The organism is Rhizomicrobium palustre (assembly GCF_011761565.1).
GTDB classification, from domain to species: Bacteria; Pseudomonadota; Alphaproteobacteria; order Micropepsales; family Micropepsaceae; genus Rhizomicrobium; species Rhizomicrobium palustre.
The window spans coordinates 4,175,806-4,188,338 of record NZ_JAASRM010000001.1 but is presented as its reverse complement, the minus strand read 5'-3'; the positions used below and the strand labels follow the sequence as shown (position 1 = coordinate 4,188,338).

The following is a 12,533-nucleotide window of genomic DNA, read 5'->3' as shown; positions in this document are numbered from 1 at the left end:
CGCGCAAAACGAGGCGCAGCGAATGCCGCGCCCGGTTCGGCCGAGTTGCAGGTTAAGGGGATCGTTTAGAGGGGAGTCGGGGAGGGCGCAACCCTTTGCCGCCGATTATGATGTTGACGGGCGCACGGTGAGTTGATGGGCGTGGTCCTGAAACCTGGGCGCGTATGGGCTAGAATCGGCGCATCAAGCCCCGGCAAGCGGGCAGAAATGGGAGTAACGGCATGAAAAGGGCTCTTACGGCGGTTGTGCTGCTCGGATCGGTATCGCTGCCCGCGATGGCCGGGCCCCTCGATCCCGGCAAGCTCCCGCGCCTGGGCGCCGTCAGTGAGCGCTTTCAGTCCTATAATGTGGAAATGATCGAGGTGACGGGCGGGGCCTTCTGGCGGCCGTATGAGGCAGCGCCTGTGAAGCCCAAAATGCTCACCCCTGCGGGCCGCGATCCCTTGAATTACGCCGATCGGGCGCCGAAGGACCTTTCCAACCCGCGTCTGGTGAAGCTCGCCGCCGCCCTGGCGCCCGCCTATGTCCGGGTTTCGGGCACTTGGGCCAACACCACCTATTTCGCCGATAGCGATACGCCGCCATCCGCCCCGCCACAGGGCTACGCAGGGGTTTTGACCCGCGCCCAATGGAAAGGCGTGCTCGATTTCGCCAAGGCCGTGGACGCTAAGATCATTTCCTCTTTCCCGATTTCGACCGGCAGCCATGATGCCAGCGGCGCGTGGACACCGGGTGCCTCCAAGACATGGCTCGCTTACACCAAAGCCCAAGGCGGGGAGATCGCGGCGGCGGAGTTCGCCAATGAGCCCTCGCTGGTCGAATTGATGGGCCTGCCTAAAACTTATGACGCGGCGCAGTGGGGGCGGGACTACAAACTCTGGCACGCCTTTGTGAAAGAGGCATCGCCCAACACGCTGATCCTCGGCCCTGGTTCGGTCGGCGATAAAGCGGGCGGCAAATCGAGCCCCGGCTTTATGACCGCCAGTGATATGCTGAGCGCTTCCGGCCCCGGCGTGGATGGCTTTTCCTATCACTATTACGGCGATGTCTCGCAGCGCTGCCAAGGCCATCAGACGCTGGATAAGGCGCTTTCGGAAAACTGGCTCGCGGGCACGGAAGGGGCGGCGAGAACCTATGCCGCGCTGCGCGATCGTTTCGAGCCCGGCAAGCCTTTGTGGCTGACCGAAGTTGGCGATGCGGCTTGCGGCGGCAATCCTTGGGCCAAAACCTTTGCCGACAGCTTCCGCTATCTCGATCAGCTCGGCCGCCTCGCCAAGCTCGGTGTGCAGGTCGTGGCGCATAATACGCTGGCCATTTCCGATTACGGCTTGATTGATGAGAAGACCTATACCCCGCGTCCGAATTATTGGGCCGCGCTGGCGTGGCGGCGCTTCATGGGCACGACGGTACTTGATAGCGGCATGGCGACCAGCGAAGGCCGTCATGTCTATGCCCAATGCACCCGTGGTAAGCCCGGCGCGGTGACGCTGCTTGTCATCAACAACAGCCATACCGCACCGCTGAGCTTGGACCTCAAAGGGGCAGGGCTGCGTTACACGCTTTCCGCCGACAAGATCGACAGCGCGCAAGTGAAGCTGAATGGCAAGGTCTTGGCTTTGGGCAAAAACGATACGCTGCCGGAATTTGTTGGCGCGCCGGTGAAGAGTGGCGCCGCCACCTTCGCCCCCGAAACCATCAGCTTCATCGTGCTGCCAAACGCGAACAACCCCGCCTGTTAGGGGGGCCGCCACGTTTCCATTTCCCCGTCATGGCCGGGCTCCGCCCCGGCCATGACGATCCAGGTTGATAGGCTCTGATCCTGATCGGAATCTTTTGGGCGAGCCTCGATCTGTCTGCAGCATTTGCCAAGGCGGAAGCGCGCACCAAAGCCCTGTCAGGGGGCTGTGCCATAGATATCGAAGTCGGGGCAGTTGCGGCTCACCCTACCAGCATCAAAACGGATGTGGCGCCCCTGAAGGATTTGGCGGAGCGTGCTGATCTTGTATTTCAAACCACCGCCATCCGCAAAGTCGAGCGTTATGCCGTTTTTAAACTGCACCAAATAGGTCTTTTCCCAGCCGCTGTATCTTCGGCCCGCGCTATAATGGCAGCTGGGACGAATGGTGCTGATCTCGCTCCATGCGAGCTGCTTAAATGGCGTGATGGGGCTGGCGCGGTAGGAGATGAATTGCGGTGTGGCGCAATATTGGCCGAAGGTTTCCCATGTCGTGTACGCCGCCAAAATCACGGCAAGCCCGGCACACGCAACACTGCCATAATTGAGAAGCGGGCGCGCCTGCTGGAACGTGTATTTTTCTGAGCTCCAATCGTCCGGGGCAGCGCGCAGCAAGAGCAACGCCACCATTATAAAGAGTACAAGATAAAAGAGCCCAGCGGTGAGGGCGAGGCTATCACCTCCCAAGCTTCCATGCAGAAACGTGTTCTGCGGGCACGCCCGGCTCTGCAGATGTGCCTGCAATGTGTACAACCCCGCGGCCCCCGCAAGGGGAAGCGCGATGAGGTAAACCATGAAATCTGTGAAGTCTAAGGATCGGTCCGAACCGCGTGCCATGATACCCCCAATGTCGCGATCCTTAGCACAACTGCGAGGCGGTTTTCCGCGTCTTTAGGATGCAGCCCGAACCTCGTCAGCGAAGGCGGAAGCACGCACAAACGCGCGCACGCCTTATTTCTTCGGCTTCAGCAGCGTTTCCAGCGGCGTAGCATAAAGGCTTGCCTTGAAGCTGGGAATTTTAAAGGCCCAGCCAGTGGTGCGGGCGTTGATGGCGTAGGCTTCCTTGATCGCGCCCATCGCGCCGGGCATGCCATTCGCGCTCACGCGCACCCAGTGATCGTTGCCGCTGGTGACGATATCGAGGCTCACCAACAGCCCGTCAAAGCTCTTCAGCGTCATATGCGCGGCGCTCGAAAAATCGAAGCTCGCCGCGGGCTTGATGTCGTCAAAGGCAAAGTCGGCCAGCACCGTGGCCGCGCTGTCGCCCGCGCCCGCATAGGTCAGCTCGCGCCCCTTAGGCAGCGGCGTTACCGCAAAATTCTCCGCCTGAGCATTGTCGCGGGTCAGGCTATAGGCGGGGCCGCTCGCAGGCTCCACCGCCACCGAAGCGACGCGTTCGCGCGACAGGCTCACGACCGCCTTATCCATCCAATCGGCGGGTGCCGTCTTGATCGGGGCAGGGCTTTTAACGAGCCAGCTTTGCTTCTCGCCCGCGCGGCGCACAAACAGGGTGTAATCCTCACCGCGCATCTCGCTTTTGCCCAGGATCAGCGAGGCCAGCAGCTTGCCCTTGTCATTGCGCAGGACAATCGACACGCCATCGCCCTTGGGCGGGGTATCGAGCCCGACAAAGGAATAGAGCGCCGGATCGTCAGTCTTGGGCTCGATGGTTTCGAGCGCGGCCAGTGCCACCAGGGTTTCCTTCACCACTTCGAAGGAGGCGGGATAATTGCCGCTGCCGGGCAAGACCCAACCTTTCACCGGCACGAAGGCGACCACGAAATCTGCTTTTTGCGATTTGATGTGGATGCGCGTCACCTCACCGGCGCTCAGCGCATGGGCAAGCCCGGGCAGGAATGTCGCTTCATCGTATTTCGGCGCCATCTGCGCGGCGCGATGATGCAAAGCGAGGAAGGCCCAAAGGCCCAACACAACCGCCATGCCGCCCAGGAGCGCCAGATTGCGACTCCGCTTTGAATAGAAATAGGCCCGCAATGTCATCGCTTCATGCCCTTCGCATTACAAGGGCAGGGCGCGGGCGCGGCGGCGGCGGCGCAGCCAGGCCAGGAACAGCGCGAAGACGGCGACCAGGAACGGCACCGCCACGATGTTGATGAAGGCGAGCACATTGCCCAGCGCATCCACATCCTGGCGCAGATTATGCTGCACTTGGCGAAGCTGGGTGCGGATCTCGGCGAGCTGATGCTTGAAGGTTTCGATAGCGGCGCGCTGCTGCGCATTGATGCCGACGATCTTGCCCGAGGTTGCCCCGCCACTTTGGCCGCTTTGCAGGTTCTTGAGCTGCTGTTCGGTTTCGGAGAGCTTGGCCTTCAGCGCGTCTTCCTGCTCTTTGAATTCGCGCTCGGCATCGGCCTGGATTTCCTTTACCCGGATGAAGGGGCGGTCGTTGGTGGCGCGGGTGCGAAGGCTGATGAGGTCTGAAGACCCCATCAGGTTTTCCACCGAATTCAGCACAAAAGCGTCGTTATTGGCGAAGGGCGCGGCGACCTGTTTGCCGAACATGTTTTCCACGCGCACCCAGAAGCGGTCATCGAAGATGTCGCTATCGGCCATCACGATGACATTGATGTTCTTGGCTTCAGTCACCGGTTGGCCCGCAACACCTGCAGGCGCGCCCGCGGCATAGGCCGATTTGGCGGGGCCGGTGAGGCGCGCGGCGATGATATATTCCTGGCCCGAAGGCGCGATGGTGCCTGCGATATCCTGCGGCGCTGTCATGGTCTGGGTCCGCACCTGGTTCACATCCAGAAGCGAGGCCTGGTTGGAGGAGCCGATCAGCGAGATGAATTTGGTGGTGGCGCTTTTGAGCGGGCGCAGCGATCCCGCGCTGGCGATATTGATCACCTTCATATTCGCGGTGACCGGATCGTTCTCGGAGAAATTGTCATCCGTCAGATGCAGCCAGATAGGATAGCTCAAGGGCGGGCCTTCGCGCGACATCTGCACCCGCTGGGCGAGTTTCAGGTCACCGATTTCCTTGGTGCTGTCGAAGGAGATGCCCCAGGATTGGAACAGCCGCGGCAGGGTAGAGACAGAGGCCGCAGAGCCCGGTTCAACGCCGCCGCCTTGGGCAAGCTCGGAATTGGGATCGACAAAGGCCAGCACCCGTCCGCCCTTCATCACGAATTGGTCGACGGCGTAATTCTGCGCTTCGCTGAGATTGCCCGGATGCACGATCATCAAGACGTCGGCATCTGAAGGAGTGGCCGTGAAATCCGGCGTCAGGACTTCGGTCTGATAGGCTTGGGAGAGTTCCTGATAGATGGTGAAGGGACGCGAGCGGCCCTGCATCATCGCCTGCATCCCGCCCATGCCGGATTCGAGCGGCAGGCCCGAAATGATCGCGACCTTGTGTTTCTTGGGGGCGGAGAGGCGATAAATCAGCGAAGAGATGTCGTATTCGGCCAGACCCTCGCGATCCGGGGTGAAATAAGGAATGACCTCGCGCCCATCGATGCGGTTGGTTCCGACAAGACCGAAATAGACCGTATCGCCGCTATCGGTCGGGGCACCGGAGAGACCAGCCGCCGTGGCTTGGTCTTCTGCGGGCGTATAGGGCTCGGGATCGATCTCTTCCAGGATGATCTTGCCATGGCTGCGCGCCGCATATTCGTGCAGAAGGTCGCGCACGCGGCCCGCATAGGCGCGGGTCTGGGCGTATTCGCTCGCCGCCTTCTTGGAGAAGAAGAAGCGCAGCGTCACCGGCTCCTTCAAATTCATGATGATGTTGCGGGTGCCTTGGGCCAGGGTGTAGCGGCCGTTTTCCGTCAGATCGAGCTTGGCATTGGTCACGCCCGCATCGAGCGCGATGTTGAAGGCGAAGAACACGACCACGGCCAGCGCGGCGGCGGCAATCGCGTAATTGCGGCGGGAGAGGGGCTTCATAGCTCAGCCTCCCTTCTTCAGATCAACAGTGATGATGTTCAGCGCCAGGAAGAGCGCGATCAGCGAGAGAAAGAACACCACATCGCGCAAATCCAGCACGCCTTGGGTGATGGCGGTGAAATGAGTCACCACGCTCAAAGACGCGACGGCTTCGGTCAGCGCCATCGGCGCCCAGCCGCGAAACACGTCGAGCACCAAGGGTGCCCCCGAGACGGTGAAGAGGAAACACACCAGCGCGCTCACCACAAAGGCGATGACTTGGTTGTTGGTGGAAGCCGAAATCGCCGAGCCGATGGCAAGATAGCCGCCCGCCATCAGGAAGGAGCCGATATAGCTCGCCAGGATCACGCCGTTGTCGGGCTCGCCAAGATAATTGACCGTCAGCCAGATCGGGAAGGTAAGGAGCAGGGCAATGCCGGTGAAAGCCCAGGCGGCGAGGTATTTGCCAACCACGGTGGCCCATAGCGGCACAGGCAAAGTGAGGAGCAACTCCATGGTGCCGCTACGCCGCTCATCCGCCCAAAGCCGCATTGAGATGGCGGGCACCAGGAAGAGGTAGAGCCAGGGATGAAAGCCGAAGAAGACTGAAAGATCGGCGATCCCGTTTTCGTAGAAATGGCCGACGTAAAAGGTGAAGGCACCCATCGTGAAGAGGAATATCACGATGAAAACGTAAGCGAGGGGCGTCGCGAAATAGCCGGAAAACTCCCGCTTGAAGATCGGCAGAACAAAGCCCGCATTTTTCCGAATATGGCCAAGAGCGTTGTTCATGGGCTGATGATCCACACTTTAACCTCCCCCTTGCGGGGAGGTCGAAATGCGTCAGCATTTCGGGTGGGGGGAAGCGATAGGGGGGAGCCCCCCACCCGGATCGCTTCGCTCTCCGACCTCCCCGCGAGGGGGAGGTTAAATAATCCTGCGTTCCTCATCCGCGTGCTGCCTTCGCTCGCGCGGCATCAGAGGTGGTGATGGCGCGGAAGACTTCGTCGAGCCGTCCGGGTTCGGCGTAAAGTTCTTTCAGGGCCCAGTTTTCGCGGCTGGCGAGCTGGCTCACTGCTTCCACTAGAAGGGCCCCGCTTTTGGGAAAGAGGGTGAGGCGGACGTCTGCGCCCGTCACCTTGCGTTCGATCTGTGCCACGCTCGCCAGGGTCTTCAGTTTCGCCGTCACAGCGTCTGCATCCGCCACGGCCAAGGTCAGCGTCACGGCATTGTGATAGCGCGAGCGGGCCAGAAGCTCGCCCGGCGTGCCATCGGCGACAATGCTACCGCGGTCGATGATCACCGCGCGGGTGCAGATGGCATCTACTTCCTCAAGCAGGTGAGTCGAGATGATGATCGCCTTCTCGGCCGCCATGGCCTTGATGAGTTCGCGCACCGCATGTTTCTGATTGGGATCGAGGCCATCGGTCGGCTCGTCCATGATCAGTACGGCCGGATCATGCAGGATCGCCTGGGCCAAGCCGACGCGCCGTTTGAAGCCTTTGGACAAAGTTTCGATGGGCTGTTCCAGGACGGGGCCAAGATCGGTCTTCTCGACCACTTCGGCCACGCGTGCTTTGGCGGCTGCACCTTTGAAGCCGCGCACCTCGGCGATGAAGAGCAGGAATTGGCGCGCCGTCATATCGCCATAGGCTGGCGCGCCTTCAGGCAGATAGCCAATGCAAGCCTGTGCCGCGGTGGTGTCGGTTTCGATGTCATGCCCGCAGATCGAGACGCGGCCCGCATCCGGCGTCAGATAGCCGGTCACCATCTTCATGGTGGTGGATTTGCCCGCGCCGTTGGGGCCCAAAAAGCCTAAGACTTCGCCTTTGCCCACGCGGAGGGAGAGGCCTGCGACCGCAGTCACCGGCCCGAAACGCTTGGTCAGTCCCTCGATCTCGATCATGGTGGCTGCGACAATTTCCGGCGAGCCAAAGTCCTTAGAGAAATCGGCTTTATCCCGCAAGCTTTGGTGGGTTACGAATGTGACATGCCCCATCCCGCAAAGGTCTTTCGATGATCCTTGCCCCCAGCCTTGTCACTCGCGCCGCCCTGGTGGGCTCTGTACTCCAGCTCGCCTTATCGGGGCTTCGCCACTTCGTGACATCGCTGACGCCCGTGACAGTGCTTTACGGCCATATGATGCTCGCCGCGACGGCGGGCTATCTCTACGGCTTAATCCTGGGGCAGGGCTATGCGCGCGGGGCGCTGGGCGGAGCGATCGCGGGCGGGCTTTCGGTAGTGCCCGCCTATGGCCTCTCGCTGCTGCTCGGCGATTCGGATGGGATTTCGGCAGTCACGCTGACCGCGATCGCGATTGGCACCGGCGCGGTGGGTGGTGCCTTCGGTCAGATGGGCGCCATCCTTAAGAAGCTTGGCTACTGATCCGTTCAGCAAAAAAGAAGCGCGGGGAAACCGCGCTCTATGAAGTCTTCCAAATTCGATGAGAGAAGCCGGTTGGCTCAGGCTGATCACCCCGGACTGGGGGGCTGGGGGGCTTGAAAGTCTCGAAGGCAACCGCGTTCGAGCCAACCGACAGGTGAGGTTATCGCCCCCCAACAAGGCGGGGGTTTGGTCCAAACATGACGATTTGAAGGCGGTTTGCCGTTTGGGGTGCGGCAAGTTGTTCAGATTGTAATAGTCTGTTCCGCTTACCAATGCGTGGTGATGTCGTTCAGCCGACTTTGCGAGATTTGATTCTCAGTGGGCGAAACAAAAAGGGCCCCGATTTTCGGGGCCCTTTCAACTTACGCTCTATGACGCTCAATTTGCGCGCCGTGTTTAGCGGCGGTTGCCAAGCAGGAAGAGCAGGTATTGGAACATGTTGATGAAATCGAGGTAGAGGCTGAGCGCGCCGAGAATGGCCTTCTTGCCAGCGACCACTTCGCCATCGCCTTCGTAGTACATTTCCTTGATCTTCTGCGTGTCGTAGGCGGTGAGACCGGCGAAGATGCCGACGCCCGCCACGCTCGTGACCCACGCCATCATCGAAGAGTGCAGGAAGATGTTCACGATGCCTGCGATCAGCAAACCCCACACGCCCATGATGAGGAACGAGCCCATCGCCGTGAGATCGGTGCGCGTGGTGTAGCCGTAAAGGCTAAGCCCGCCGAACGCCGCCGCCGTGATGAAGAAGACCTGCGCGATCGAGCTTGCGGTGTAGACCATGAAGATCATGGCCATCGACAAGCCGAGAAGGCCCGAGAAAACCCAGAACGCCGATTGCGCGCCGGCAACGCTCATGCGCTCGAAGCGCGCGTTCAGGAACAGAACCATCGCCAGCGGGGCGAACATCACCACCCATTTGATGGGCGAGGTGAAAAGCGTTGCGCCGAGGCCGGTGAGAGCCAGACGGCCCGTCTCAGGGTCCGTTACGGTGGATGCCGAAAAGACGCCATAGGCCGTCAATCCAGTCACGATCAGCGCCAGGGCCATATAGTTGTAGACGCGCAGCATGTACTTGCGCAGCCCTTGATCAATCGCGCCAGCAACATCTGCCGGGGCGCGGTAGAGCCGATTGGAGTCGTAGTCCGCCATAATTTCCTTCCTTACCGGCTTGGAGAGCCGTTACACCGGCATAATATCGTGTTCCGGGGGCTCGCATTCAAGCCCGGTATCCTTAAACCCAGTGCATCGACCAAGGGCCCGAACAAGAGTAAGAAAGCGCATCCATCTGCGCGGGTTCCTTACCGGAAATTCATGTTCAAAAAACTTTTATCGGTCAGCGGCTTCACGCTCCTGTCCCGGATAACCGGACTTATTCGCGACGTTCTCCAAGCGGCCATTCTGGGCCATGGAGTGCTGTCCGACACTTTCGTGGTCGCTTTTCGCTTCCCGAACTGGTTTCGGGCGATTTTCGGCGAAGGTACGCTGACCCCGGCTTTTGTGCCGCGTTACGCCGCCCTGCATGGCAAGGGCGAGCTTGAGGCGGCGGCGCGCTTCGGCGATCAGGTCTTCTCCTGGCAGATACTGATTCAGGCGGTTTTGCTGGTCGTGGCGCTCTTGGCCATGCCGTGGGTGATCGCGGCGACGGCGCCCGGCTTTGGTGAGCATCCCGGCCAGATGGACCTTGCGACAACGCTGTCGCGGATCACTTTTCCGTATTTGATCATGACCGTGGTGGTAGTCCAGCTTTCCGGCATGCTGAACGCCATCGACAAGTTCTGGGCGGCGGCGGCTTGGCCGAATTTCCTCAATCTCAGCATGATCGCCTGCTTGTTGCTGGCCTTCTTGTTTCCCAATGCCGCTTACGCTGCGGCCTGGGGTGTCACCATCGGCGGCGTGGCGCAGTTTGCCTTCATGATCTGGGCGGCGAGTCGCGACGGGCTGCGGTTGCGCTTGGTCCGGCCGCGCTGGACGCCGGAGATCAAGGAATTCTTCAAAGCGGTGGGGGCGGTGACCTTTGGCACGCTCTCGATCACGGCGCTGCCTTTTGTCGATACGATTCTGGCGAGCTTTCTGCCGGCTGGTAGTGTGACGGCGCTTTACTATGCCGACCGCATTAACCAGCTACCGCTCGGGGTGCTCGGTATCGCGCTCGGCACGGTGCTGTTGCCCGATATGTCCAAGCGCCTCGCCATCGGCGATGTCACGGGCTCGGATGCGGCGCAGAATCGCTCCGCCGCCATGGCGCTGTTGCTGACCTTGCCTTTCGTAGCGGTGTTCCTGCTCATTCCAGAGCCGATTGTCCGCGCCATCCTTTCCCATGGCGCCTTTGACGCCAAAGCGGCGGCGCAAACCGCGTTGGTGCTGGCGGCCTATGGGCTTGGGCTTCCGGCGATGGTGCTGATCCGCATCGTGGCGGCGAGTTTCTATGCCCGCGGCGAAACCGGCACCCCCGCCAAGGCGACCATGACCTCTATCGCCGCGAACATGGCGGTGAAGTTCATCACCGTGATGGGGCTCGGCTGGGGCGTGGCGGGGTTGGCGCTCGGGACCGCCATCGGCGCTTGGGTGAATGTCGGCTTGCTCCTCTGGTTCAGCCGCCGCGCCGAATATCTGCATATCCTGCCGCAGCTCCGCCGTGCGGTGGGGCCCTGCATTTTGGCTGCCGTGCTGGCAGGGGCGGGCGCTTATCTCGGCGTCATGCTGGTGGAGCCGCTTGGCCTCGCGCATCTCGCCAAGTTCTGGCGCGATCTAGCCACCCTGGGCCTCGCCATGCTGCTCAGCGCGATCTGTTATGGCGCGGCGGTGCTGGCTTTCCGCCGGTATCTGCCTTTGCGGCGTTCTTAACCGAACCGGAAACGAGGCATCCGATGCGGCTGTTTGTGGCGCTTCCCATACCCGATGAGGTCGCTTCGACGCTTTGGCCGTTGCAGGGCGGTGTGCCGGGCGCGCGCTGGCAGAAACGCGAGCAGCTTCATCTCACCTTGCGCTTCATCGGCGAGGTGGACGGTCATGAGATGGGGCTGATCGATGATGCGCTGGCGGGCATCATGGCGCCGGGTTTCACCCTGCAGCTCAAGGCGACGGGCAGTTTCGGCGGCAACACGCCGCGCGATCTCTGGGCGGGGGTGGCGCCGAATGAAAAGCTCAGCCATCTGCAAAAGAAGATCGAAAGCGCCTGCCAGCGCATCGGGCTGGAATCGGATGGTCGCCGCTTCACCCCGCATGTCACCCTGGCGCGGCTGAAGCATGCGCCGTTCGGAGCGGTGGGAAGTTGGCTGACCCAGTATGGGCTTTACGCGAGCCCTGAATTCGAGGCGGACAGTTTCTGCCTCTATTCGTCCAAGCTGACGACGGACGGCAGCATCTACCGGATTGAAAAAGAATACCCGCTGTATTTCTAAGCACGCCCAAATTCTATGCGCGCTCGATGCGGTCCATATCCGCGTCGGAGAGGCCGAAATGGTGGCCGATCTCATGGATCAGCACATGGCGGATCACGGTGGGCAGGGTCTCATCGTTTTCCGCCCAGTAATCCAGGATGGGGCGGCGATAGAGAAAAATCATCGTCTGATAGGGGATGGTGATGACGTCCCGCTCGGCGAGAGTGGGGCCTTGAAACAGCCCTAGGATTTCGAACGGGCTGTCGAGCTCCATTTCGAGTACCACATCGTCGTCGGGAAAATCCTGCACCACCAGCGGCACATCTCCGCAAAGGCTGCGGAATTCCTCCGGCAGAGACCGGAAAGCGTTGGCGGCTATGGTTTGGAGATCGTCCAGGCTAGGGGCCTTGCCCCAAAATTCCGCGCCGCCCATTTAGTCACCACCTCTGCAAACCCAAGAGTGCGAGCCGAAGCCGAACTCAGCATCAGAGGGACGGGCGCTCAAAATCGACTCGATCGTCATCGACTTTTAACGGATAGGCGCACCGCCATGCTCGCCCCCTATGCGAGACATGGAGTGTATAGGGTAATCTACAGATACTGAACGGCGGAGTAGATGCCGATGCCGAAGAGTACCCAGAATACGAGGCATCCGATCAGCGCCTTCGCGGCGCCGTGATGCATCATCCAGGCTTCAAATCCGTGCGGTGTTTCCTCGAAATCGATGGTGGCCATTATCTTGGTCCTTCCTGCGACTTGTCCGTTTTACAGAAGCGTCACACAAAATCCAATGAGGTGTTCTCCTGACGGTTAGCGAACTGTAGCAATCCGTAAGGCCCACTTACGCGAGTGCGAACAGTGCCGCGACACACAGCCAGAAGGCCAGGTTGAGTGCGATAAACACTGCCCAGCTGTTTCTATCCGCCCAACGGCCAAGCGTCCCGCGCTGTTCCGGTTGGAGATCGTGACGTTCGTTCGCGACGAGGCCGCCCATGATTGTCATTGCTCAAGCCTTTCTGCGTGCCGCTAAAGTGACCTGAGAAATCTATGATTTGTTTGGAATTTTTCGAGTAAGGAATATTACGCAAACAAAAACGGCCCGCCTCATTTCTGGGCGAGCCGTTTGAGATGGCTGTGATGCGAAA

General features: G+C 60.5%; 12 protein-coding genes. 4 read left to right on the top strand and 8 right to left on the bottom strand.

Annotation, left to right across the window (positions count from 1 at the left end):
- Positions 1 to 221 precede the first annotated feature (221 nt).
- Positions 222 to 1,739, top strand: coding sequence for a glycosyl hydrolase family 79 N-terminal domain-containing protein (locus tag FHS83_RS18890; protein ID WP_167085017.1), 1,518 nt, complete (start codon positions 222 to 224; stop codon positions 1,737 to 1,739).
- Positions 1,740 to 1,894: 155 nt separating this feature from the next.
- On the opposite strand, the gene FHS83_RS18885 is transcribed toward FHS83_RS18890, so the two are convergent.
- The 5 genes from FHS83_RS18885 to FHS83_RS18865 all read right to left on the bottom strand — a co-directional run bounded on the left by FHS83_RS18885 (position 1,895) and on the right by FHS83_RS18865 (position 7,526).
- A complete protein-coding gene (locus tag FHS83_RS18885) occupies positions 1,895 to 2,572 on the bottom strand; it encodes a hypothetical protein (protein ID WP_167085014.1) in 678 nt (225 codons plus the stop codon).
- 114 nt (positions 2,573 to 2,686) lie between these two features.
- Positions 2,687 to 3,736: a DUF4340 domain-containing protein gene (locus tag FHS83_RS18880; protein WP_167085012.1), complete on the bottom strand. Its 1,050-nt coding sequence runs from the start codon at positions 3,734 to 3,736 to the stop codon at positions 2,687 to 2,689.
- A gap of 18 nt (positions 3,737 to 3,754) precedes the next feature.
- A complete protein-coding gene (locus tag FHS83_RS18875; RefSeq protein ID WP_167085010.1) occupies positions 3,755 to 5,641 on the bottom strand; it encodes a GldG family protein in 1,887 nt (628 codons plus the stop codon).
- A gap of 3 nt (positions 5,642 to 5,644) precedes the next feature.
- Positions 5,645 to 6,412 (bottom strand): ABC transporter permease, encoded by a 768-nt coding sequence (locus FHS83_RS18870; protein WP_167085008.1) that lies wholly within the window; start codon positions 6,410 to 6,412, stop codon positions 5,645 to 5,647.
- A gap of 154 nt (positions 6,413 to 6,566) precedes the next feature.
- A complete protein-coding gene (locus FHS83_RS18865; protein ID WP_167085647.1) occupies positions 6,567 to 7,526 on the bottom strand; it encodes an ATP-binding cassette domain-containing protein in 960 nt (319 codons plus the stop codon).
- A gap of 110 nt (positions 7,527 to 7,636) precedes the next feature.
- Between FHS83_RS18865 and FHS83_RS18860 the strand changes: the two genes are divergently transcribed.
- Positions 7,637 to 8,005: a hypothetical protein gene (locus tag FHS83_RS18860; RefSeq protein ID WP_167085006.1), complete on the top strand. Its 369-nt coding sequence runs from the start codon at positions 7,637 to 7,639 to the stop codon at positions 8,003 to 8,005.
- 396 nt (positions 8,006 to 8,401) lie between these two features.
- Here the strand turns inward: FHS83_RS18860 and FHS83_RS18855 are convergent, their stop codons facing one another.
- On the bottom strand, positions 8,402 to 9,157 hold the full coding sequence (locus tag FHS83_RS18855) for a Bax inhibitor-1/YccA family protein (RefSeq protein WP_167085004.1): 756 nt from the start codon (positions 9,155 to 9,157) through the stop codon (positions 8,402 to 8,404).
- A 162-nt stretch (positions 9,158 to 9,319) separates the two neighbouring features.
- Here FHS83_RS18855 and murJ point away from each other — a divergent pair, with 162 nt between their 5' ends.
- Together murJ and thpR are read left to right on the top strand one after the other, a co-directional pair.
- Complete coding sequence (gene murJ / locus FHS83_RS18850) at positions 9,320 to 10,852, top strand: murein biosynthesis integral membrane protein MurJ (RefSeq protein WP_167085002.1); 1,533 nt, start codon at positions 9,320 to 9,322, stop codon at positions 10,850 to 10,852.
- Positions 10,853 to 10,875: 23 nt separating this feature from the next.
- Complete coding sequence (thpR, locus tag FHS83_RS18845; protein ID WP_167084998.1) at positions 10,876 to 11,409, top strand: RNA 2',3'-cyclic phosphodiesterase; 534 nt, start codon at positions 10,876 to 10,878, stop codon at positions 11,407 to 11,409.
- Positions 11,410 to 11,422: 13 nt separating this feature from the next.
- Here the strand turns inward: thpR and FHS83_RS18840 are convergent, their stop codons facing one another.
- Both FHS83_RS18840 and FHS83_RS18835 read right to left on the bottom strand, forming a co-directional pair.
- Positions 11,423 to 11,821 carry a metallopeptidase family protein gene (locus tag FHS83_RS18840; RefSeq protein WP_167084996.1) on the bottom strand — a complete coding sequence of 133 codons (399 nt, stop codon included), beginning with the start codon at positions 11,819 to 11,821 and terminating at the stop codon, positions 11,423 to 11,425.
- A 158-nt stretch (positions 11,822 to 11,979) separates the two neighbouring features.
- Entirely contained in the window at positions 11,980 to 12,123 is a 144-nt protein-coding gene (locus FHS83_RS18835) for a hypothetical protein (RefSeq protein ID WP_167084994.1), read from the bottom strand.
- Positions 12,124 to 12,533: the final 410 nt, after the last annotated feature.